The following is a 23,846-nucleotide window of genomic DNA, read 5'->3' on the forward strand; positions in this document are numbered from 1 at the left end:
TTAAATCGCTTGCCGCGCTGATCCGCTATACACATAGGTCATCGGTTTTGGGCCAGGTAGATACTGGGTAGTCAAATCCTCAACGACAAAACCGCCAGCACGAAGCAGTGCTGGGATATCACGATTTAAATGACAGCCACCAGCGATAGGCTTCCAAAACGGCGTCAATCGATGCTGGAAGCGCGCAACACTAGGATCTGGCGCTAGACCATGCTCACAAAATAACAATCGACCGCTCGGCTTTAACACGCGTGCCATCTCTCTTAGCGCAGGTAGCGGATCTTTAATACTACATAGCGTAAAGGTCATGACAATAGTATCAAAGCGATCGGTTTGGGCATCGATACCATGCACATCTACTGCTAGTACCTCGACAGGGATACTGATGTTAGCTGCGTGCGTGCGTGCCAGCGGTTGCATTTGCGCTGCTGGATCAACACCGACGATACTAGAGACTTTTTCAGGGTCATAAAACGCCAAATTAAGACCGCTACCGAGTCCAACCTCTAACACCTCACCCACTGCTTGGGGGACGAGGCTGGCGCGCGCTTTCATCACATTACCCGTACTACAGGCTATATCTATCAACTTAGGAAGTACATAGCGCTCATACGGGTTCATTGTGATCTCCATTTTAGTCGCTCAATGTTCAACGACATATACACTGTCTGCGCCCTAAGCCTTGCAAGTATTGATACCAAGTATTGAGTACAACACGCAAGAGCGAAACAATCCTGTCAGTAGAGGCACTAAGCCTATAATGCCCCACCAGCTTTGAAAATAAACGCCCAAAGCAATAATAACAATACCTGCGATGATACGTAACCTTCTATCGATACTACCTACGTTAACTTTCATAATACAATCCTTAGTGAGTGTAATAGTTGAGACATAGCGAGTATTTAAAGCTTTATAAATGAACTTGCCAGCTATTAGTTAGATGGTTAGTCATTGATTTTAGTTTAAAGAATAGGCTACCCAAACGCCTTAGCATTGATAGGTACTTTTAGATAGCGTACGCCATTATCTTCAGGATCAGGCAAGTGACCGGCATCGATGTTGACTTGTACTGAGGGAATGATTAGGCGCGGCATAGATAGCGTCGTATCGCGGCGCTCGCGCATCTCGACGAACTCAGCTTCATTTATACCGTCTTTAACATGAATATTGCCTTGCCTTTGTGCGCCAACAGTAGTCGATGGACAGTGCTGGCGGCCTTGGCTTGGGTAGTCATGACATAAGTACATGACGGTATCCTCAGGAAGCGCCAATAGTTTTTGAATAGACTGATACAACATTTTGGCATCGCCGCCTGGAAAATCACAGCGCGCCGTACCTACATCAGGGGCAAATATCGTATCGCCTGTGAATACCGCTGTTTTTTCGCTGTCGGTTGCCACGTAGGCCATATCCGCTGGCGTATGACCTGGCACGTGCATGACGCTAATACTAATGTCGCCTACAGCCAAAATCGTATCTTCATCGGTCAAGATATCGAACTGACTGGCATCGGTACGAAAGCTGGTGTCAAAGTTGTACACTTGCTTAAATATCTTTTGTACGTCAGTGATGTATTTGCCGATAACCAGTTGCCCGCCTAACGCTTCTTTGACATGAATAGCCGCTGACAGATGATCAGCATGGGCGTGGGTTTCAATAATATAAACCAGCTCCCAGTCCTTACTGCGCACAAACTCAATGACCTCATCGACACTCGTGGTATTGGTAAAGCCAGATTTGGGATCAAAATCCAATACTGGATCTATAATGGCGCACCGCTTTTGATTAGCGTCTGCTAATACATGGCTATAAGTCTCGGTATCTTGGTGCAAAAAAGAATGTACTTGCATAGGTATCTCACTTATTATTTAGACGTTTTGTTCGTATATTTTTTAAGTTAATCAATAGCAATAATATAGCATTTACCTTACAATTTATCAATTTATATAATGTAAATAATAATAACTTGATATCTTGTGTTAAATCGTTGATAATTTAAGCATAATTTTTTTTGGCCCATTAGCTTACGTTGTATCTCAAATAAGTATGCGTCAACTATAGAGAATGTATTGACTCTGCACTTTTTATCTTTGAGTGTTAAAATAGCAGCTTATAGCCACGATAATATCAGCGACTCATCTCGCAACGCTTTTCTCTAAGGAGATTATTCTGACCACTTCTACCCCCGCAAACAGCGCAGATTTAGATCAAACGGCTCTAAATAATACAAAGAGCGTGCCAGCCGATTTAGCTTTGCAAATGCAGGCGGCATCACTGCAGGCGAGCAAATTACTCAAATCGCTGTCGCATCCTGATCGCTTGTTATTATTATGTCAGCTTACCCAAGGCGAATACTGTGTCGGCGATCTAGAACAGCTGGTCGGTGTTGGTCAGCCAAGCCTATCGCAGCAGTTAGGTATTTTGCGTAAAGACGAGCTAGTCGCTACTCGCCGTGAGGGCAAGCAAATCTATTACAGTATCGCAAGCGATGATGCTTTAGCCGTGTTGCAGCTCTTGTACCAGCGTTTTTGTGCGCAAGTCGACTAGCTAAGCAGCACCTTTATAAGTAACGCCTTTGATTGTGGTGACGTATTGATATGCCTTCTATCGCCGCTCGTCTCATTCCTACTTGGCTACGTCAATACCAGCTGGCAGCGTTGCCGACGGACGTTATCGCAGGTTTGGTGGTGGGCGTGCTGGTCATTCCGCAAAGCTTAGGTTATGCCGTGCTTGCAGGCCTGCCACCAGTATATGGTCTATACGCTGCTATTGTGCCCGTCATTGTCTATGCGTGGCTGGGATCGAGCAACGTACAAGCTGTGGGACCTGTCGCTATCACTGCTATTATGACGGCTAGTAGCTTGCATAGTTATGCCGACCGCGGCGCTGAGCACTATATCTTGATGGCAAGCCTGCTCGCCTTTATGGTCGGCGCTTTGCTATGGATAGCGGGACGGCTTAGACTTGGCTGGATTATGCAGTTTATCAGTCGCGGCGTCTCCGCAGGATTTATCAGCGGCGCGGCGGTACTGATATTTTTTAGTCAGCTCAAGTACCTCACAGCAATACCGATTACAGGTAACAGCTTGATCGGTTACTTATCGAGTATGCAGCTTTATCGATATCTGCTACATCCTTTAACGCTCATTATTGGCGTTGTCGCTTTTATCCTTTTGGTCAGTAATCGCTACGCCAGCTTGTGGTTATGGCGATCTTGGTTATCAGACAATTATGCAAAGTGGGCTGAGCGCTTATTCCCATTGATTTTACTGCTTGTTGCCATTTTATTTAGTATGCTGCTCGACTGGTCGGCGCGCGATGTGGCGACCATAGGTAGTATTCCGCAGGGGCTGCCGACCTTTATCATACCGCATGTGCCAAGCTTTCAAGAGGCGCTTGAACTGCTGCCCGCTGCAGGACTTATGGCACTTATTGTCTTTGTCTCCAGCAGTTCGGTGGCGAGCACTTACGCACGCCGGCGCGGCGAGTTATTTGATGCCAATCGTGAGCTGACGGGCTTGGGACTGGCTAACCTCACAGGCGGCTTGTTTCAAAGCTTTACGGTCGCAGGCGGGTTTTCTCGTACTGCTATCAACGTCGATTCAGGGGCCAAAACGCCCCTTGCTAGCCTTGTCACCGTTGTCGTTATGATCGCCGCATTGATTGCTTTTGGCAATGCTCTAGCTCCGCTGCCCTATGCGATTTTGGGTGCGACGATCATGGCCTCCATTATCGGATTAATTGACTTTGCCACTCTAAAATCTGCACGCCGGCGTGATCGTTTGGATGCGGTCAGTTATATCGCCGCCTTCATTGGGGTGCTCATATTTGGCCTCAATACTGGACTTATCATTGGCCTTATGGTCTCTTTTGCTAGTCTTATTTGGCAATCAAGCCAGCCGCACGTTGCTGTCGTCGGACAGTTGGGCGGCACTGGACATTTTCGCAACATCAATCGTCATGATGTAGTGACTTTTGAGCGTTTACTGATGCTACGTATCGATGAGAGCTTATTTTTTGGTAATACCGAATCGGTGCATCGGCGTATTTTGCAGTCCGTACGTCAGTACCCACAGGCATCTGAGATTATCCTTATTATGGCGGCGGTCAATCATATTGACCTGACCGCTCAAGAGATGCTGATGACGCTGACCCAAGAGCTTGCAGCGCAAAATAAGCGCTTACATTTTAGCTTCGTCAAAGGTCCTGTGATGGATGTCATCGCTGCTACGCCAGTTATTACTGAGTTATCAGGACAGGTATTTATGAGCACATTAGAGGCGGTTACCACTTTAAAAGATGAGATGACTAATACTGCGCCCTTATATCCGTCCTAAACGGCTACTGGCTATTGCTGTCTACTACCGAATACCGTTATGATGGCTCATTGCCAAAGTTGGTTACGATATAGTAAAACATTTGAGACAGCGCACTCATTTTTGCGTAGCGCCTATCCTTGACGACAACTTTAGACCTCATTCATACCATAATTTATAACTGACATTTTATGACCGACGATATCACTATTTATAAGCAAATTTATCCAAGCCAATGTATCAAGATTGCAGAACTGGGCTACCGCTCCGTGCTCAATGTACGCCCTGATGCTGAAAGTGACACTCAGCCGAGCAGTGTTGATTTCGCTGATGCTACCAAGCAGGCCAACCTAACTTATCATTATCTGCCTTTTGATGATGAGCGTCTGAGCACGATTACGGTTGAGCAGTTTGCTGCCTTTTATCATGACATGCCCAAACCCATACTGATGTTTTGCGGGACGGGCGCTCGCGCCAAACTCTTGTATCAAAGCGCATTGATGCAAGGCTTGCTTTAGTCTTTATAAATTTAAAGGCACTACAAATCAGTAAATACACCCTCTAATCAAAACGACATCTCACTAGAATAGAATAAGGAAAAATCATGAGTCATCAAGTTAGTATCACAGGACAAATCACCCCTGATCAAGTACCAATGATCGCCGAAAACGGCTTTAAAACTATTATCAATAATCGCCCCGATGGCGAAGAGCCAGGTCAACCGACCAGCGCTGAGATTGAAGCGGCTGCTAAGGAAGCGGGACTTGCATATAAAGAGGTGTCGTTTGCAGGTAGTGAGCTTAATCAAAATCACGTCGAGGAGTTTGCAGATTTCTTTAATCAAGCTGAGCAGCCCATGCTGATATTTTGCCGCACAGGCAATCGCTCGACAGGTATCTATGAAGCGGCGAAGAAAATGGATTTGTTAGACGACTGATAGTAGCTTAGATATAGTAACTGATAGATAGTTGCTACTAGTTGAAATAAAACGCCCGTCTAAGATTTGGATGGGCGTTTTTTATTTGTTCACCAAAGGTGTGAGCGCTCTAGTATTAAAGTCTAACTCTACGATAGTTTGATGATGACCCTAGGTTAATGTGACCCACCTTTTAGTAGGAAAATCATTTGAGCTTATGCTATCGTCACTTATAATCATTAGATTTAATGATGACGCAGCCACCAAATTCTATAGATACTAGTATGTTTACAAGGATGTTTTATGAGTAATATCGCACTCAGCTTACTACCGTTAGCGCTCGCCTATATTATGTTCACTTTAGGTACAGGGCTGAGGCTTAGCGACTTTAAAGTGATTGCGGCTCACCCCAAAGCCTTTTTCATTGGTCTGGCTAATCAAGTTGTTTTGGTGCCGCTAGTGGCGCTAGCCGTGGTATTGGTCATGACGCCGCCACCAACGATTGCTTTTGGCATTATGCTTATTAGTTTTTGTCCGGGCGGTGTTACTAGTAACATGCTGACCTTTTATGCCAAAGGTAATGTCGCGCTATCGATTGCCTTGACTGGCGTCGTAAGCTTATTGTCAGTTGTGACCTTGCCTATTCTTATTACTTTAGCCTTTGATCATTTTATGCAGGATCAAGCGAGCTCTATTAGCGCAGTCAAGATCGGTCTAGTGATGTTCTTGTTGACGACCTTGCCTGTAACTCTTGGCATGCTTGCTCGCCGCAAATTCACGGGTTTTATGCAGCGTAAAAGCAGTGTTTTGAATGCTATTGCTAGTGTTTTCTTTGTCTTAATCGTTCTTGCTGCTGTGGCCTCTAATTGGGAATTACTCAAACCTCAAGCAGCAGTTATCGGTCTTGAGTTGATTGTTATCATCGTTATCTTATTTGCTTTGAGTATGATTATAGCGAGAATGCTCAAGCTCAACTGGTTTGATACCAAGACGATATCGATAGAGACCAGTATTCAAAACAGTACGACGGCGATCACCTTAGCCCCGATCATTATGGGTACAGCGGCAGGGTTACCCGCTATTGCCCTGCCTGCTGCGGTATATGGCGTACTGATGTATGTAGTGGCGATTCCAGTTATTGCTCTGATTCGGAATAAGAATTGATATTAGCAATCACAAAAACAGCAGACACAAAAAAACCACCTCAACCATGCTATTAGGTTGAAGTGGTTTTTTATTTATAAGACATAGAGTATATTCAAACTACTTCTTCTGCTCTAAAGCCTCTTCTACCGCCTCTTTACCCCAAGCACTCAAATCGATATCCAACTTCTCATACTGCTGCGCGTCGAATAACGGCTCTTTGACACCTGCTTTGAGCTGTCTTGCAAAGTCATCAAGCAAGCGCTTAGCGCGTGGAAATAGCATAATTAGAGCGAGTAAGTTGGCAAGCGCTAGCACACCCATCAATGGATCAGCGAAGAAGAATACAGTCGTTGCCGCAGGCGCGACCGCTCCTAAAAACAATACGCCGATGACGACCACTCTTAGAATCAAAGTCGCCATTTTGACGTTCTTTTTGACCAAGAAGTTAATAGAATTTTCGCCCATATAATAGTTATACATAATAGAGCTTAAGGCAAATAACAATAGCGCTATAGTCAAGATATACTGTGACCAATCGCCTAGCTGATTACTTAGCGCTTGCTGCGCCAGTACAATACCATCGACCTCAGCCCCAGGCTGATATACCCCGCTGAGCAAAATCATAAATGCCGTAGCACTACAAACCACAATCGTATCGATAAACACTGATAACGACTGCGAGATGCCTTGACTCACAGGATGGGTGGCATAGGCCGTAGCAGCGATATTTGGCGCAGAACCCAAACCTGCCTCATTCGAGAACAGGCCCCGCTTCATACCTTGCTCAATCGCCACACCGATACCGCCGCCCACGACAGACTCAATACCAAAGGCATTTTTGACGATCATAACCATTAGCGCTGGCAGCTCTGTAAAGTTTAGCACGATAATAATAAGTGCCATGCCGATATAGATGAGCGCCATTACAGGAATAACCACGTCAGCGACTTTTGCAATACGCTGAATACCGCCAAAAACGATAAACCCACCCGCAATAACCAGTACTACGCCTGATATCCAGCGATCAATCCCAAAGCTCTCAAGAGCAGAACCTGCCACCGTATTACCTTGGAATGCCACAAAGCCAATCGAGAAAGACAGTAGCAAAGAAATAGCATATATAACAGCCAGCCAGCGATAATCCTTGCCTAAACCATGCAAGATATAAGTCGCAGGACCACCGCGAAAATTACCATCAACATCTTTGCGCTTATATAGCTGAGCTAAGCTACACTCAACAATACTAGTCATCATTCCAATTAAGGCGACGACCCACATCCAAAACACTGCACCCGGACCACCTAGTGATATGGCAACCGCAACACCTGCAATATTACCGCCGCCGACTCGCCCGCCGATAGACACGAGCAAGGCTTGACGAGCAGAAATCCCGTCGTCGCCGACCTCGTCCGTCCTAAACACCCTAAACATACGTTTAAAATATCTAAACTGAGCGAACCTACCTACTATGGTAAATAGCAATCCGAAAATAATGAGCATTGGGACGAGTGCCCAACCCCATGTCAAGTCTCCAATTAAGGAGAAAAACGCTTCAATATATTCCATGACTGTCTTCCTTGAACGATACGACGCATCGACATATTTTATTAGTAGTATGACTAACCAAGGCATTTATTTTAGGCCATACTACTTTTTTAGAGGTAACATTCCTCATTATGTCGCTTAAACAACTCCCTTGTAAACACTAGACTGAATTTTATCTGAGTAATGACACAAAAAAACCACCTCAAAAGAGGTGGCTTATTAAGCTAACTTTTTAGCCAAATGGTTTATTGCATTACAAGGTATTCAAACGCACTTAAAGCCGCCTTACTACCCTCGCCCATAGCAATATTGATCTGCTTAAAGGGAACGGTTGTTACATCACCACAAGCAAAAATACCTTTGCGATCAGTGCGGCAGCGCTCATCAATCTCAATCTCACCAAAGCGGTTTAAATCAACAAAGCCTTTGATAAATCCAGTATTGGGTACCAGACCAATTTGCACGAACACCCCTTCTAGATCACGCTCATGGGTCTCGCCCGTTTTGCGATCTTCAAAGACAATAGAGCTGACTTTGCCATCGGTCGCTTTGATCTCTTTGGTCGCCGCTCCCGTGATGAACTCAATATTCGACTTCTCTTTGGCTTTATTAATCAAGACCTGATCGGCTTTTAGCTCGTCAGCGAACTCAAGCACGGTGACGCTTTTGACGATACCTGCCAAATCAAGTGCGGCCTCAACCCCTGAATTACCACCGCCAACGACAGAGATATCTTTGCCTTTAAAGAACGGACCATCACAATGTGCGCAGTATGCCACGCCTTTACCTGTATTCTCTTCTTCACCCGGAACACCAAGCTTACGCCACTGTGCACCTGTCGCTAGGATGATGCTACGCGTCTCAAACTGCTCGCCGGTGTTGAGATGAATGCTGTAATTCTCCTCAACGGTCTCATCAATCTCTTTGACCGTTACGTGCTGCTTGAGGGTGATATTGTACTCTTGGATATGCTTGACAAAATCCGCTGACAAGTTCGTACCGTTAGTCAAAGGCACAGAAATCAAGTTCTCGATATCTTGTGTGTCCTTAACCTGACCACCGATGCGATCGGCGACCATCGTCACCTTTAGACCTTTACGCGCGGTATAAATCGCCGCGGCAACGCCAGCGGGACCTGCGCCAATGATAGTGACATCTTGCTGCTCTAGTTGATCGCTATCGTCATCGCTACCCTCACCCATAAGATCAGGAAATTGCTCTTGCAACTTAGTAATGAGTTTAGCGGTATCAATCAAACCATTAGCGAACGGCTTACCGTTTAAGAATACCGCAGGCACGCCTTGGATTTTGTTTGCTTCTACTTGCTCTTGGAACAATGCGCCATCAATCATCTCATTGCTGATACCTTCGTTAAGCAGTGAGAATTGATTGAGCGCTTGCACAACCTCAGGGCAGCTGTGGCAAGACAATGATACATAAGTCTGAAACTCTAACGGCTGATTAAAGCGCTTGACTAGTTTTTGAATACCCTCGTCTAATTTAAGCGTATGACCGCCCGCCTGCAAAATAGCCAAGATTAAGGAGGTAAACTCATGCCCTCCTGGAATACCACTAAACACAATACCCGTATCGGTCAAAGTGTCGTCGATATGACTATAAACGGCAAAGCTAATCGGACTTGGCAAACTATCATCAGTCGCGGCTGGGTCAAAATTAATCTTATCCGTAGTGCCTGCGATCTTGGTCAAAAAATCGATAAGCTCAGCGCGTTTGCTATGCTCGCCGCTACCTAATACAAAAGTAATCGGGCGAGTCATGTTTTCGCTATAACTCTTTACGGCGTCTAATAAACTTTGGTCTATCATGTTTGTTCCTTAATATTATTAATTAGGTAACGGCAACTATCAGGTTACTCGTCTAAATTTTTATGATTTGGTATGAATAAGAAGATAAATACTCAATGAGTATTAGGCTGTTGCCTTTTGATGTCCCTATTATCATAGGTTTGAGGGGTACAGACAAGCGGGTAAACTCAAATCTTAAGTTTTAAAAAACCAATCGTTAATTATCATACGTTATTAAAAACAAAACCACATAAGTTTTATTGTCATGGTATCCACAGAATTTATTCGATACAATCGAGTAAGACCGATAGAAAAGCTACATCTATTTGTCTTCATATCGCCTACACAATAGATATGAATTCCATATTATCAAAGCACTCTACATGACACTTTAACTTGTAATGCGCGAAGGCTTGCGCTCTATAAAAAGGATGATCACATGAGAAAGACGGATACTTGGCAAGACAATAGAGAGATAATCGCTGAACTTAAGAAAAAGGATGACCACTTCGCAGTCATCTTTGATGAGCACACCCAGCTAGATCAGCAAATCAATCAGCTCGAAAAAGACAGAGTCACGCACGCTAGTCGTGATGATGAAATTGAGCAGATGAAACGACGAAAGCTACAGCTAAAAGATGAAATTTATAAAATAATCGATAAAAATAAAATACAGTCTTAATCATAAAAAATAATTATAAAACATAAAAAGACCTTACCAACGTATGCTGGTAAGGTCTTTTTATAGTTTAGCTTAATGCTTAAAAACTAGGGCGTGTTGAATATTCATAAATGGGCACTGCTGATCGCTAAAATGGTTCCAGACACGGCGCAAGTTAAAGATAATGTCTAGACCTTAGCTTGACTTGCAACACAGTATGGGGCAATTTTAGCATCAGCCTGAAAGGACAGGACTCTTTTTTGCCGCTCCTTTGATAAAAATAGACGCTTAGAATAACTAAACTTACTATTTTTATCTTTGAATCGACTAAAAAATAGTCTCTGTCAGTGCCATGATCGAATGTTTAACACGCCCTAACTAAACACCTGTAATCAAGCGCTTAGATTTTACCGACAAGATCAAGACTTGGCTTTAGAGTATCGCCGCCTTGTTCCCAAGCTGCTGGGCATACTTCGCCGTCATTTTCACGGACATATTGTGCCGCTTTTACTTTACGTAGCATATCTTTTGCGCTACGGCCGATACCGCCTGCATGGATCTCAGCGACTTGGATTAAGCCATCTGGATCTACCAAGAACGTACCGCGCTCAGCTAGGCCTGCTTCTTCGATCATCACATTGAAGCCGCGAGTGATACGGCCTGTAGGATCACCAATCATTGGGTAGTTTACTTTACCGATAGCATCTGATGAATCGTGCCATGCTTTGTGAGTGAAATGCGTGTCTGTTGATACTGAATAGACTTCGACACCTAGGCCTTGTAGCTCGTCATAATGAGCGGCCATGTCTTCAAGCTCCGTTGGGCATACAAAAGTAAAGTCAGCTGGGTAGAATAAAAAGATTGCCCACTTACCTTTTACATCGTCTGAGGTGATAGTTTTGAACTCACCGTTAACATATGCATCTGCTGAGAATTCTGGGATTTCTTGATTGATAATAGACGCCATGATTGGCTCCTTTATAGTTAGTAAGTTAAGATATAATTATTAAGTTGTTTGATATAAGCCATGAGTTGTCTTGGCTACCTGACAAACTATACGCGAATTCTATGATTACTCCAGTTAAAAGTTTTTAACTTGATGTTTTGTTTTATTAATATTGATACACTACCTTATCCTATCCTTTCGTCTTATCAACTAGAGCCCTTTACCTGATATGACCGCTGTACCTTTGATTACTATTTGATCTCAATACTGCTTACCAAATACTTATAAAGAGAGCTTTTTATGATTACCTTACGCCAACTCGAATTTGCCTTAGCCGTTGCTAAACATCGTCATTTCAAACGCGCGGCTGAGGACTGCAATATTTCCCAATCAGCGCTAAGTTTGGGAATTGCGGAGCTTGAAAAACAGCTTGATACGCAAATATTTGAGCGCAATAATAAGCAAGTGCTGATCACGCCTATCGGACAAGATATCTTGACCCGAGCGCAGCGCATATTCTCTGAGGTCAATGATTTGACCACGCGCGCGCAAAGTCATCAAACACCCCTTGCCTACCCTATGACTGTCGGTATCATTCCGACGATTGCGCCCTATCTGTTGCCAAAGGTATTGCCAGCGCTGCGCGCGCAGTACCCAGAGTTTCGTATGACCATTATCGAGCAGCAAACAGAGCGCTTGCTTGAACAAGTGCGCTACGGTCATATCGATACCGCTATTATCGCGCTACCTTACGCTGTAGAGGGTTTACATAGTTTTGAGTTTTGGGCGGAGGACTTTTTTGCAGTATTTCCAAAGGATGACGTACATGCCAAGCTCGATACTATTAACTCAGATGAGCTGGCGACTGCCAACCTCATGCTACTAGGCGAGGGGCATTGCTTAACGGATCAGACGCTGTCGGTCTGTCATTTTGATCGCGCAGAAATGAAATCGAGCTTTTCTGATGCCAGCTTAAACACTTTGATTCAAATGGCGCTTGCTAATATGGGCACGACCTTAGTCCCTGAGATGGCGCTAGATCAATTGCATTTGCAAAATCAAAACGCCGTCGCCGTGCCACTAGCGGAACAAGGTCCCCATCGCAAAATCGCCTTTGTCACGCGCTTAAATTATGCGCGCGTAGATGATGTCAACCTGCTCGGTCAAGTGTTTGGGCAGGCCTTTAAAGACGACGCCAAGCAGCAATAGTATGAACACGCACAAAAATACAAACCTAAGCAAGCGTTTCGCCGCGCACCTAGCTATGAGCGGGTGCACGACGCCAGATACTGCCTTGATACTCTGGCACGATATCGCCACGCATTATAGCGAGCCTGCTCGCGCTTATCATACCTTAGAGCACTTAACGCAGCTGTTTAGCCAGTTTGATAAGATTCAGAGCCAACTGACCCAGCCAGATATCGTAGCGCTGGCTATATATTATCACGACATAATATACGATCCTAAGCGCGCTGGTAATGAGAGTAAAAGCGCAAAATTTGCGCAAGAAAAATTAAGCCCTTATCTTGATATTGCGCAGTGCGCGCGTATTTATGCGCTGATCATGATGACCGCTGATCATAAGATTGCAGGCACAGAGAACCGCCTTGATGCCGCTTACATGCTGGATATGGATTTGAGTATTTTGGGTGCACCGTGGGTAGAGTACGAGCACTATACGCAGGCCGTCCGCAAAGAATACGCGCATGTCACGCAGGAGCAATACCGCATAGGACGAACCAAAGTATTAGAGGGTTTACTGACGCATCCTAAGCTCTATCTCACCGAGCACTATCATCAGCTAGAGTCTCAGGCGCGCGAGAATATCAGCCGCGAGATTACTTTACTTGCAGATTAAGAAACAACTCATTGCCTTGACGTGCAGGATGTGAGTTGATGCTGGTTTCCATAACGTTAATATTAAAATAAGGCGCGAAACGCTGCTGATACTCCGCTTTGCTACCGCCGTATGGAATATCGTCACCGCCAAACTCTTTGTCAAATAACAAACCTACTAGTTTGCCTTTTGGTTTAAGTAGAGCTGCCATTTGCTGCACGTATTCATCGCGGCGCGCGCGCGTAATCGCACAAAAAAACGTCTGCTCAAGTATCCAGTCAAACTGATACTCCTCTGGCGATAATTCAAAAAAGTCCGCACGTATTAAATGCTGCGCTGGAAAGTCAGGATAGCGCTTGGCAAAGTCCTCAATAGGTGCTGGCGCAAAGTCGACCAGAACGACGTTAGTAAATCCTTGCTCATGCATATAACCCACTTCATAAGCATTGCCCGCCCCTGGCACCAAGATACGCTGATCTTTGGCAGACTCTGGCAACTGATCGATATAGGCTTTGAGTGGTGGCGATATTTGTCCCATATCCCACTGTATACTGCCTGTCTCGTAGCGCTGCTGCCAAAACTTAGCTTGGTTGACCTTGTCCATAACGTATCCTGTTGTCCATTTTTAAAAACAATAATCTGCTACGACCTATCATATCAGGCTTATAATAGGTTTTTATATTATTTACACCTGTATTTTAATTTTAGCCCGTTTTTTATTTAAACGATTACTAATCAATCTAGTCGTCCTGACTTACCCGCCAGCATATCATGCCATCTTTTGTACTCAGGCATCGCCTCTCTTACCGTTTGCCAAAATGCCTCGCTATGATTGGCATGATGTAAATGACACAGCTCATGGACGATGACATATTCGGTGCATTCGATAGCGTAGGCGGGCAAGTAAACAGACAGCCATACTCTTCGCACGCGGGTGTTACAGCTGCCCCAGCGCGTGTGCATTTTTTTGAATCTCACCTCTTTAGCATTGGCACCGACGATAGGTTGCCACTTATCGAGCAGTGCAGGCGTGACTTCTGTAAGCTGTTGGCGATAGAGAGCGATTTTTTCATCATCAGTTAAAACAAGCGCTTGCGGCTCGCCCCACAATAGCACAGGACTATTATCCATATCGTTAGCTGAAAACGCTTGTTTACGTTGATGCTGCGCTAGGATTTGTGCATGATTATCAATCGCCCAAGGCACGCGCTTATCAATTGCCTGCGCGGCTTGCTCATAGCCCACAAACAGCGGTATAGACACCTTAAGCTGATACGGCTTTAGACGAAAGTTAATATTTTTAACACGCTTTTGTGTGATATCTAAGGCAATACCTGCTGCTGCCAACTGGTTGAGCGCATTCTCTAATAAAGGCGTGCGGTGTTTAGGCGATGAGTGATTTTTTTTCATCAACTATGACAACGCTTGCAAGTGATTGTCAAAGGACATCAAATGCTGCTGACCATCTACCACGATACACGCTTTGCTAGACTGATTGTTTGCTTTTGCTTTGCTATCAGTGACGTGCAAAGCGCTAAGATGACCATGCCCATCACTGACGATAAAGCCTGATTTTTCAAAGTTTATTGCTACACCCGCGCAATCTGGCAGGCGCACAGTATCAACGAGGCTATGCGTTTTTAAATCAAAGATAGCCGCGCAGCCACCCATTGGCGTGGCGACGCAAACCTGATCGTGCTCGCTATCGACAGCGACGCTAGCGATATATTGATGAAACCTCTGCCACTGATTATCAGGCATAACCAAAGGAGTAAACTGAGTATCGCCGCGTTTATGAGTCAGTACCAGTGGTACATTGATATGACGCTCACCTTGAAACTGAATCCCGATAGCGACCGTACCGTTATCGTGAATGGCAAGATGACGCACGCTCATCTGATTGTGCTCAGGGGTGATTTGCTCCAGTAGTTGGCCGTCACGTAAGTTTAGATATACCAAAGAGGGGCGCATAGTATCGAGATTTAGCTCCTCGCGCGATGCCTGCTCGGTTTTGATACCGCCATTAGCGATGATCAATGTCTCGCCGTCTGGATGCATAATCAGCTCGTGCGGGCCGATACCGTAGGAGTCAAATTCTGCTATTTTTTGATAGTTGCGAGCATTATAAACGCCGATCTTACCGCTCAAAGTTATCGTATCGTTTTGGGTCACGTAGAGCCGATTACCATCTAAACTATAGCAAGCATGACCATAAAAGTGACGATCAACCGATGCCTTGATGGCGCGCTTAACTTGCCCAGTAGCGGCGTCTAATACCCAAAATCTCTTACTTGGCCGCCGTCCCATAACGACGACATCGCGGCTTTGCTTATCAGTTGCTGCTCTACTGTTAGAGATAGGCTGGACGACGATATCGTGTACACGTTCAGGCATCAACGTTTGCCAGACAAGCTGCCGATCAGCATCGATACCGACGACGCCAAAATCGTTACCACTATTGTCTTCGCTATCATCATGTGCTGACATGTTCTTTGGTATAGCGGCTACCCCACTCACCCAGCACACTGGACGCGCAAGCCTAGTTGTCGTATATAATGCCGCTAACTCCTGATCCGCTTTATCTTTATTAGCATTTGTCTCATCAGGGTTTGAGTATGCTCGTTTTGCTGCATCAAAAGCACATCGCAAACGTATGAGCGGTTTGGCTGGTGTTGAGGTTTTTGCTGGTGAGGATAAAACAGAGAATGCGTTTAGCCGCGCCTGAGCACCCCTTATATAATCTTGTAATCTTGCCTCAGGCTGACGTTGCTTACGATACTGATGATGCATAGCTACAAAAATAGAGGTGCCAAGCGCTGTTAGCGCGGATGTCTTGATAAGCTCGTAACTCAATTGCTGGTTTGAGGGAGTGGTAGATAGATTTTTATTCGTATTAGCAGAGCTTATTTTAGTTTTATTATTCATAATCAGCTCCCCGCTTAACGCTATGGATAGTCATGTCTTAGTCGCCATCATTACTATTAAAGCCCACACGTATACCTAAAGTGGGAATAAGCTGACGTTTTATAAGCCGCGTAACTGTCGTTAATTGATCAAACAAGGCTTGCTGCTCAGACTTGTCTGCGTCGGCGATATCTTCTGGCATTTGCGCAAGTAGTGTCGTGGTATCACTAAGCGCGGTGGAGAGATTATCACTGACTAGGCTCTCATTATTGCGCCCAAGTATAGCGATCAAAGCAGGATCGGTCAGCGTTTGGTTTAGCGCATCTACCTTTGCGGTTATGATAGCGCGGCTTTGCTCTGCTGTTGCTGCTGGTAGATGACCTTTTGTAGACCCTGTGATTCCTAATGGCTGATCGATCGCATTGGTTTTTGTGATCTCAACAAGCGCTAGTAGCGAGTTAAACCACTGGTTGAGTCCCTGATCACTAGTTGGGGTTTTGTCGATAGCCATCAGGGTGACCGCGTTCTTGCGCCAGTTGCTTTCGATAGCTTCGAGGCGCGTGCTCAAAGCACTACTGGCACTAATGACATACGCGCACTGCGTAGCATCTAAGCTGTCGTTGACATATAGCGCCTCCTCAAGTCCGGGTACGCCTTGAACAATAGCACTTTCGTTAGCCAGTTGCTCAGCAGTTAGGTTTGGGTTGGCGGAGATAAGATCCGCCACGCCGCTATGCACCAGTCCGCGCTCATCAGGATAGTAGTTTATATATAAGTTACTCATGCTATCAGTCGCAGGGCCAAAGTTAATCATCTCAGCTGCCGCCCAAGCCTGTGCAAGTTGTAACCACTGATCTCGTAATTCTTGTAGCTTAGCGCCGCTAACTGGCGCTTGCTGGCAGTTTTGCTGAGCAAGCTTATACAATTGCTCGCTTTGCTTGGCAGCATCTGCATAAGCTGGAATCACTATATCATCAGCGACATGAGTCAGATAAGTACTGGCTGTCTCAGCGCTAATATCTACAGTAGCGACCCGCTCACCATTACTTTGCGCCGCAGCCGATTGGGTCGGCTCTTGAGTGACCTTTTGGCTATCTACCTCGCTAGCAGTATCGTCAGCAGGTTTGACGCAACTGATGAGTAGCCCTGCACTTAGAGCGGATAACGCTAGCACTAAACCATGATTTATTTTCATAAAGTTCTCGGTAATTTATAATTCTATAGCAGATTTCGATTATTTTTATAATGATTTTAAAAACGCATTAAGCTCAGCGCGACCTTGCTTATCTAGTTTAAGTACGTTTTGCTTTTGCGCCTCAGCCTCGCCGCCATGCCACAGTACCGCTTCCATTAGCGTGCGCGCGCGTCCATCATGCAAAAACGTTGCTTGCGAATCGACAGTTTGCGCAAGACCGATACCCCAAAGCGCTGGGGTGCGCCATTCGTAAGAATTGGCTAAAAACTCAACTTGTATGTCTTTTGCTGGAAGCTTGCCTGCAATAGTACGATCCGCCAAGTCATCACCCATGTCATGCAATAGTAAATCAGTATAAGGATAGATGACTTGCCCGTGCTGCTCAAGACGGTCATCGTCGGTTTTTGGCAACACATATCTTGGGGTATGGCAGCTTTGACAGCCTATCTCATAAAAACGCTGTTTGCCTGCGAGCACCAGCTCGCTATCTGCATCACGGCGATGTGGAACCGCTAGATTACGCGTATAAAACTCCACAAACTTAGTAATCTCGTCACTGACCTCTACCGCAGGCTTGCCATCGCCTTGCGTATCGCTTCCCGTTGCAGCATTTAAGCAAGCGGCTTGAGTCGGCATGCAAGACTCATGAGGACGGATATTTGAGGTCAAGCCCATATCTTCATTAAAGGCGCTTTGGTTTTGAGTCACCAATCTGGTTTGACCCGCCTTCCAGCCAAAACGTCCTAGCGCGACTTTGCCTGTTTGTGGATCCATAGCCAGATTGAACTTACCAGAGATACCGTCTTTGCTACTATTGGCTTGGTTTTTGATGTCGGTGCCTGGTATCTGCTCAAGCAGTCCTAGCCCTATCATCGGTAGCGCGACTCGCGGCGACACCATCAATGCCTCATCAAAAGCGCCGTAGCCGGGATGAGTTAAGTTAAAGGTAGGCGCGCGCAGCGTCTCCACGTGACCATCAGCAAAAGTAACCGGTTTATCTGTCCACGTAACACGGATACGCGCCTCAGCAGGTACGCCTTGGACGCCGCGGTCTTGCAACTGGCCACCATAATTTGGATGTACGACCTTTTCGATAAGGGAGTCTTGTAGTTGCTGTTTTTGCTCAGCAGTTTGTGCCGGCATAGCCAAACGAATCAATAGACTATCGGCATCGTCATCACTTGTCATCGGAGCATGCCCGCGCCCGTCTTTTATATGACAAGACTGACAAGCGGCTACGTTAAATAAAGCACCTAGACCGTCGCGGCTATCGGTACTAGCAGGAGCGGCAACCCAAGGCTGCATAAAAAAAGCATTACCAATAAAAAAGTCACCCTTACGTGAGGCAGTTAGATTCGATGAGGGTTTTGAGTAACTCTCACGGCTGCTAATAGTGATACCGGTGTCGCCGCCTTGCTTGATCTCTTGTGGATCAAAAGCGGCCAGCTGCTGCATAGGAACACCTGCTAGTGACTCTATAGTCTGTACGCGCTCAGAAGACAAGGCCTCGCTATCGCTTATAGTAGGCTGGCAGGCGCTTATACCCAAAGCTGCCGTAATAGTGATTACTCGCTTATTAATACTGCAAATCTTATCAGTACTCATAAAATCCTTAACTTAACACAAAAAAAACACGTTATCAGTCAACGCTGATAACGTGTTATTGTACTCCAATCGCTCGTTTGTGAAAACAATTCTCATTCACTTTTAACGACTTAGTAGCCACTGCTAGTAAGCTTTGACTTACATTCCATCGTCCGCCGCTAGATTGTCAATACCGACTGATTTTGCAGCATTCTCTAAGCTATCCGTTAGCGCTTGCAAACTTGTAATACCATTCTCAACCCAACTGCGGCGCTTGTTTTGCTCCTCAGCAGTGATTCCCTGTTTGCTGACTTGTCCAGCAGTAGCAATCATCTGATCGACCTTTATCCCTTCGTTTTCAGCTTTGTCATTAATGACGTCAAAGGCCGCTTTTACTCGAGTAAAGTCAGAGTCTAGTTGATCTGCGGCGTCTTTATGCCCAGTGTCAACGAGGTATTGTTTAAGACCGTAACCGCCGATAGTTTTATCATTGATAGTCTGATAATTACCGTTAAATAAGTTTTGAATACCACGCGCGTTATTAGCATAGCTAATGTGAGTTAAGTCACTAAAACAGTCGTGCTCATCTTCGGTAGAGCCTGTGACAAAAGCCACTTGCATGCGCTGCGAGGCCAGCTCGCCTAGGGCTAGGCTACCCATTTGATACATGATTTGGCGCAGGGCATTATCATCTCGGCGGGCTAGCATATCACTACGTAGTGTGTTTTCGCTTTTGGGCTGCCACTGGGCTTCCATTGAGGCTAGATCATCAACCAATAACTGGGTCGCTGCTTTTAGATACTCGCCGCGGCGCTCACATATGCTGACATCGTCGTTTACTATATCACCGCTGGTGCATTGACCCTCTGCCGTAACATAGTCACTAACAGGACGCTTGCCTGCACCTTCGCCTACGCCGTTGGTATCTTGACCCCATAGTAGGAACTCTATGGCGTGATAGCCTGTAGTGACATTGGCTTCACTCCCGCCAATCTCAGCCATATCGACTAAAAGCTCAGGGGTAATCTCGCTAGTGTCTTGCTTGACACTACCGACGGTAATGCGCTTACTATTGATAATGTTATCGCTACTATTGTACTCGCCTTCGTAGCTATCACTAACATAATCTATAAGTGCCTCATCAAGCGGCCAGGCATTGACTTGACCCTCCCAGCTATCGATACTACCGATCTTGCGCTTATCGTCATTGCTGACAAAACCCTCATCGAATCGAAACACCTCTGTTTGCGAATAAGGCTTGCGCGCCGCCTTGTACGCCGCTTTAGCTGCAGCAAGATTGGCTTCATTTGGCGCATCAACGTAAATGTCAACGGCAGCTTGGAGCACTTTTGCGCTCTCAAGCGAATCCTTGTAGGCAGCATGCGCCATATTGCTATAACTAATTAGCAATCTATCTAAACTTGCATGCTGAGCACCATCACTTGCTGTGTTTGCGGTATCTGTAGTTGCAGCAGTCTCATTTTGCTCAGTCGCCACAGCATTCTCTTCGGTCTGTTTGGTGCAAGCAGATATCATCAGCATAGAAGATAGCGCAACTGCCAAACTCGCTGGCAAAAAGCGACGACGTTTTAGCGTAGTGATGGTCATAAATAGCCTTAATCAATGGTGTAAAAGTTTAATCTAGCTAATGAGAATTGGAGGAGTAAATCTCTAGCTACTGCGATAATACTTAATTTTGCAAATTATAATGTTATTGAGAACTATTATCAAATAAAAATTAATGTTATTTTATTTGGCAATAAAAGGACAACAATCTTAGCGCTTAATCTTTAACGATTTTTATCTATAAATATTGCTAAACCTTGAATTATAAACACAAAAAAGCCAGCATGACGCTGGCTCTTTTTAGCTTAAACTATAGATATTAAATCTTAGTTAATGCTTTGTGGTGAGTTGATGGTTAGCTCAACACGGCGGTTTTGCTGACGACCATAGTCAGTGTTGTTGTCAGCGATAGGACGTGACTCGCCATAAGCGACAACGTTTACACGGTTAGATGCTACGCCGCGAGCAGTCAAGTAGTTCGCTACTGAGTAAGCACGATCTCTTGATAGACGCGTGTTGTAAGACGCATCACCACGGCTATCAGTATGACCTGCAATAGTCACAGTAGTCTGGTTATACTGACTCATCGTTGACGCTAGTTTGTCAAGAGTAGGTCTAAACGAAGGGGCTAAGCTGGCATCATCAAAAGCAAAAGTGATGTTACCTGGCATAACCAAATCAATATTACCTGTCGTTGGGTTTTGCTCAACCGTTACGCCTGTACCTGCCATTTGCTGCTCTAACTGGCGCGCTTGACGCTCCATGTAGTAGCCCACGCCTGCACCCAAAGCGGCACCAATAGCGGCATCACGACCTGTTTTGTCGCCACCAGTTGCTTTTGAGATTGTGGCACCACCAGCTGCACCAACCAAACCACCCAAAGCGGCTTTGTTTAAACGCTGTTGTCCTGTGTTAGGATCAGTAGTACAACCACTAAGGGCTAGGCCAGATGCTACGGCGACGATCATTAATTGGTTACGCATAATAATTTCCTCTATTCAATCAAATGGAGTTTTCAATAAATTTGTTTTCTTGGCAAGAATAATTGCCTTTGTCTTATTGGGTGCTATTCACACTTGATATTATTATGGCAATCGCAACCTATCTATGTGTAATATTTTGTCACCTCTATGTATGCAAAATGCAGAACTATACGTCATAATCATCTTAATTTTGAGCTTAAGCTTAGAGTCATTCACAACTATTTTGGGTCATAAGCTTTTATTTATCTGCTAAAATATTTTGTTATAGCGCCTATAATAGCGATTGCAACAACAATTAAAATAGCGATTACAAGGACATAATCATGCAACTGTCATCACTGATACAAAAGGTGCATAAGCGTACGCCTAAACTTGGTAAGGTTGTTTCTCTCGCCACAGCGACGGGTGTCATTACGGCTAACAGTATAGCAGCAGGTCCTCCAGTGTGGATCATGGGCGCTGCCAAAACTATTACAGGCTCAGCTATTGCAGATGATACCGTCATCAAAGTCACCAACTACTGGATCAATAGTAACAATGCGCTAATTGATAATATTCTGCCGCGTAAAGACTGGCGTATTAACTTGCCTGATGACGTCAATACTCAAGGCAAATATCTGCTCGTCAGCAATCATCAATCTTGGGTCGATACGAGCATCGTTCAGTACATCAGTGAAAAACGCTTACCGCTCACCCGATTTTTTACTAAGTTTGAGCTGATATATATCCCTGTAATCGGTCAAGCTTTTTACTTTTTAGACTTTCCGATGATGCGCCGTCACTCAAAGGAGCAGATCGCAAAAAACCCAGCACTAAAAGGTAAAGATATTATTGAGGCCAAACGCGCCTGCGCTCTACTAAAAGACAAACCCTTCACTTTGCTCAATTATTTGGAGGGAACGCGCTTTACCTCTGCTAAACATAAAAGCCAAAACTCTCCTTACACTCATCTGCTAAAGCCAAGAGCTGGCGGCTTAGCACTAGCTATTAGTGCTCTGGGTGATGAGATCGACAGTATTTTGGATATGACTATCGTCTATCCTGACGGCATACCGACCTATAGTGATTTGTGGAAAGGAAATATCAAACGTTTAGGCGTTGATGTGCGCCATATTCATATACCAGATGACCTAGCCACTGCAATCAAAGACGGTCGTTATGAGACGGATGAGGCTATCAAAGTGCAAATGTTTGATTGGGTTGAGCAGATATGGCAACAAAAGGATCAGCTTATCAGCGAGATGTTAGCTGAATTTGAAAATACGCCTGACAAAAGCACTCTATAGTTTTTAAGATAATTGCTTAAGCCTTTTGGACTATCCTAAGCGCTTTTTACTTGATATAAGGTATAACTGTGCCCGCCTCTAGTACTCATTTACCCAAACGCTCAAAACCGCTCCCCAAGCAGGACGGATCCCTTCCTCCTGAGCCGCCAACACGTCCTGCGCCTAGTCGTTTAAAGCTGACTTATGACATTTTAATGCTTATTGCTATTGGTATTGATTTGTTCTTAATCAGTATTGATGCGATATTGATGAGTAACTTTAGCGCCAATGTTGCTAATTGGCTGATGCTTAGCGAGGCGCTTTCTTGGTATCAAAACGTACTACATGATCCGCTGCGTACAGCAGGTGGATTTTTTACGCTGTTTTTAATTTTTGAATTAACCGTGCGCTGGACTATTGCGATCAAAGATCGTGTTTATTACCGCTGGTTTTTTTTCCCCTTTGTACATTGGTATGAAGTATTGGGCTGTTTTCCGCAGCTGCGTGCGCTGCGCTTGTTCCGAGCAGTCGTGATCGGTCGGCGCCTGCATCAGCTTGGCTATCAAGTACTACCGCAGCCTTGGCTTAGACGTATCAAGTTCTATATTGATTTAGTACTCGAGGAGTTATCAGATCGAGTCATCTTGACCGCAATTGACAATTATCGTCAACAGCTCACTGATCCAAAAACGCAAAAATCTATGATAGATTCGACTATCAGCCGTAACCGCGTAGAGATTGAAGCGGTCATCTTATCGCTACTGCGCCGCGAGCTGGTGCCACAGTTACAAAAGCTAAAACGCGGCTCTGAGGGCGGTGAGCTGATCGCTCATGAAGTCGGTGATGCCATTCAAAGTGGGCTTGCCAATACGCCAGAGCTCAGGCGTTATCTTAGGCTGATACCTATCGCCGGTAGCCTGATTGAATCGCAGCTACAACATATCGGACAGAGTATCGGTGAAAATGTCGTCTACGCACTTAATGCGCGCCTGCTAGATGATCAGCGTATCGATGATATGATGGCAACTATCGCCCATAGCGTCACTCATATCGATGCCAATGATACTGCGCTAGATGTTTTGGTCGCAAGTATAATCAATGACAGTCTATCGGCGCTTGAGGCACAAGTAAAAGTTCAGCAATGGAAGCACAAAGATATGTTAAACCTGTAATGGGG

The 23,846-nt window shown here is 45.2% G+C and carries 23 protein-coding genes; 10 read left to right on the forward strand and 13 right to left on the reverse strand.

The genetic code is table 11. The features are described from left to right. The 3 genes from ACR64J_RS10220 to ACR64J_RS10230 all read right to left on the reverse strand — a co-directional run bounded on the left by ACR64J_RS10220 (position 1) and on the right by ACR64J_RS10230 (position 1,850). The gene (locus ACR64J_RS10220; protein ID WP_435949590.1) at positions 1 to 621 is read right to left on the reverse strand and encodes a class I SAM-dependent methyltransferase; all 621 of its coding nucleotides are present in this window, start codon (positions 619 to 621) and stop codon (positions 1 to 3) included. Positions 622 to 675: 54 nt separating this feature from the next. Then, positions 676 to 858 carry a YgaP family membrane protein gene (locus tag ACR64J_RS10225; RefSeq protein ID WP_435949592.1) on the reverse strand — a complete coding sequence of 61 codons (183 nt, stop codon included), beginning with the start codon at positions 856 to 858 and terminating at the stop codon, positions 676 to 678. 116 nt (positions 859 to 974) lie between these two features. Beyond that, positions 975 to 1,850 (reverse strand): MBL fold metallo-hydrolase, encoded by an 876-nt coding sequence (locus ACR64J_RS10230; protein WP_435949593.1) that lies wholly within the window; start codon positions 1,848 to 1,850, stop codon positions 975 to 977. Positions 1,851 to 2,235: 385 nt separating this feature from the next. Here ACR64J_RS10230 and ACR64J_RS10235 point away from each other — a divergent pair, with 385 nt between their 5' ends. From ACR64J_RS10235 to ACR64J_RS10255, 5 genes are all read left to right on the forward strand, one after another. After that, the gene (locus ACR64J_RS10235; RefSeq protein WP_435949595.1) at positions 2,236 to 2,547 is read left to right on the forward strand and encodes an ArsR/SmtB family transcription factor; all 312 of its coding nucleotides are present in this window, start codon (positions 2,236 to 2,238) and stop codon (positions 2,545 to 2,547) included. Positions 2,548 to 2,597: 50 nt separating this feature from the next. After that, the gene (locus ACR64J_RS10240; protein ID WP_435949597.1) at positions 2,598 to 4,337 is read left to right on the forward strand and encodes a SulP family inorganic anion transporter; all 1,740 of its coding nucleotides are present in this window, start codon (positions 2,598 to 2,600) and stop codon (positions 4,335 to 4,337) included. A gap of 170 nt (positions 4,338 to 4,507) precedes the next feature. Beyond that, complete coding sequence (locus ACR64J_RS10245) at positions 4,508 to 4,834, forward strand: beta-lactamase hydrolase domain-containing protein (protein WP_435949599.1); 327 nt, start codon at positions 4,508 to 4,510, stop codon at positions 4,832 to 4,834. Between the two features lie 86 nt (positions 4,835 to 4,920). Next, complete coding sequence (locus ACR64J_RS10250) at positions 4,921 to 5,253, forward strand: TIGR01244 family sulfur transferase (protein WP_435949600.1); 333 nt, start codon at positions 4,921 to 4,923, stop codon at positions 5,251 to 5,253. Between the two features lie 282 nt (positions 5,254 to 5,535). After that, positions 5,536 to 6,396 (forward strand): bile acid:sodium symporter family protein, encoded by an 861-nt coding sequence (locus tag ACR64J_RS10255; protein WP_435949601.1) that lies wholly within the window; start codon positions 5,536 to 5,538, stop codon positions 6,394 to 6,396. Between the two features lie 99 nt (positions 6,397 to 6,495). On the opposite strand, the gene ACR64J_RS10260 is transcribed toward ACR64J_RS10255, so the two are convergent. Both ACR64J_RS10260 and ahpF read right to left on the reverse strand, forming a co-directional pair. Further along, positions 6,496 to 7,944, reverse strand: a complete 1,449-nt coding sequence (locus ACR64J_RS10260; protein WP_435949602.1) for an alanine/glycine:cation symporter family protein — start codon at positions 7,942 to 7,944, stop codon at positions 6,496 to 6,498. A gap of 224 nt (positions 7,945 to 8,168) precedes the next feature. Beyond that, positions 8,169 to 9,749, reverse strand: coding sequence for an alkyl hydroperoxide reductase subunit F (ahpF, locus tag ACR64J_RS10265; RefSeq protein ID WP_317199160.1), 1,581 nt, complete (start codon positions 9,747 to 9,749; stop codon positions 8,169 to 8,171). A 418-nt stretch (positions 9,750 to 10,167) separates the two neighbouring features. On the opposite strand from ahpF, the gene ACR64J_RS10270 reads away from it, so the two are divergent. Continuing rightward, a complete protein-coding gene (locus ACR64J_RS10270; protein ID WP_317199161.1) occupies positions 10,168 to 10,410 on the forward strand; it encodes a YdcH family protein in 243 nt (80 codons plus the stop codon). Positions 10,411 to 10,789: 379 nt separating this feature from the next. Here the strand turns inward: ACR64J_RS10270 and ahpC are convergent, their stop codons facing one another. Continuing rightward, complete coding sequence (ahpC, locus tag ACR64J_RS10275) at positions 10,790 to 11,356, reverse strand: alkyl hydroperoxide reductase subunit C (protein ID WP_317199162.1); 567 nt, start codon at positions 11,354 to 11,356, stop codon at positions 10,790 to 10,792. Between the two features lie 279 nt (positions 11,357 to 11,635). Here ahpC and ACR64J_RS10280 point away from each other — a divergent pair, with 279 nt between their 5' ends. Then, complete coding sequence (locus ACR64J_RS10280) at positions 11,636 to 12,544, forward strand: hydrogen peroxide-inducible genes activator (RefSeq protein ID WP_435949603.1); 909 nt, start codon at positions 11,636 to 11,638, stop codon at positions 12,542 to 12,544. Between the two features lies 1 nt (position 12,545). Beyond that, positions 12,546 to 13,193, forward strand: a complete 648-nt coding sequence (locus ACR64J_RS10285; protein ID WP_435949604.1) for an HD domain-containing protein — start codon at positions 12,546 to 12,548, stop codon at positions 13,191 to 13,193. On the opposite strand, the gene ACR64J_RS10290 is transcribed toward ACR64J_RS10285, so the two are convergent. The 7 genes from ACR64J_RS10290 to ACR64J_RS10320 all read right to left on the reverse strand — a co-directional run bounded on the left by ACR64J_RS10290 (position 13,174) and on the right by ACR64J_RS10320 (position 21,404). Then, complete coding sequence (locus ACR64J_RS10290; protein ID WP_435949606.1) at positions 13,174 to 13,776, reverse strand: methyltransferase domain-containing protein; 603 nt, start codon at positions 13,774 to 13,776, stop codon at positions 13,174 to 13,176. The two genes, ACR64J_RS10285 and ACR64J_RS10290, sit on opposite strands and share 20 nt — an antisense overlap. Before the next feature lie 131 nt (positions 13,777 to 13,907). Next, the gene (locus tag ACR64J_RS10295; protein ID WP_435949607.1) at positions 13,908 to 14,582 is read right to left on the reverse strand and encodes a M48 family metallopeptidase; all 675 of its coding nucleotides are present in this window, start codon (positions 14,580 to 14,582) and stop codon (positions 13,908 to 13,910) included. Positions 14,583 to 14,585: 3 nt separating this feature from the next. Continuing rightward, positions 14,586 to 16,097, reverse strand: coding sequence for a DUF1513 domain-containing protein (locus ACR64J_RS10300; protein WP_435949609.1), 1,512 nt, complete (start codon positions 16,095 to 16,097; stop codon positions 14,586 to 14,588). A gap of 37 nt (positions 16,098 to 16,134) precedes the next feature. Continuing rightward, positions 16,135 to 17,271, reverse strand: a complete 1,137-nt coding sequence (locus tag ACR64J_RS10305) for an imelysin family protein (RefSeq protein WP_435949610.1) — start codon at positions 17,269 to 17,271, stop codon at positions 16,135 to 16,137. 45 nt (positions 17,272 to 17,316) lie between these two features. Beyond that, positions 17,317 to 18,876 (reverse strand): di-heme oxidoredictase family protein, encoded by a 1,560-nt coding sequence (locus ACR64J_RS10310; protein ID WP_435949612.1) that lies wholly within the window; start codon positions 18,874 to 18,876, stop codon positions 17,317 to 17,319. A gap of 138 nt (positions 18,877 to 19,014) precedes the next feature. Beyond that, positions 19,015 to 20,463 (reverse strand): imelysin family protein, encoded by a 1,449-nt coding sequence (locus ACR64J_RS10315; RefSeq protein WP_435949613.1) that lies wholly within the window; start codon positions 20,461 to 20,463, stop codon positions 19,015 to 19,017. 284 nt (positions 20,464 to 20,747) lie between these two features. Next, the gene (locus ACR64J_RS10320) at positions 20,748 to 21,404 is read right to left on the reverse strand and encodes an OmpA family protein (protein ID WP_317199171.1); all 657 of its coding nucleotides are present in this window, start codon (positions 21,402 to 21,404) and stop codon (positions 20,748 to 20,750) included. A 323-nt stretch (positions 21,405 to 21,727) separates the two neighbouring features. Here ACR64J_RS10320 and ACR64J_RS10325 point away from each other — a divergent pair, with 323 nt between their 5' ends. Next, positions 21,728 to 22,690, forward strand: a complete 963-nt coding sequence (locus ACR64J_RS10325) for an acyltransferase (RefSeq protein WP_435949615.1) — start codon at positions 21,728 to 21,730, stop codon at positions 22,688 to 22,690. Between the two features lie 68 nt (positions 22,691 to 22,758). Further along, entirely contained in the window at positions 22,759 to 23,841 is a 1,083-nt protein-coding gene (locus tag ACR64J_RS10330) for a hypothetical protein (RefSeq protein ID WP_435949617.1), read from the forward strand. Positions 23,842 to 23,846: the final 5 nt, after the last annotated feature.

The sequence above is a fragment of the Psychrobacter sp. DM8 genome, assembly GCF_051307025.1.
Classification (GTDB): domain Bacteria; phylum Pseudomonadota; class Gammaproteobacteria; order Pseudomonadales; family Moraxellaceae; genus Psychrobacter.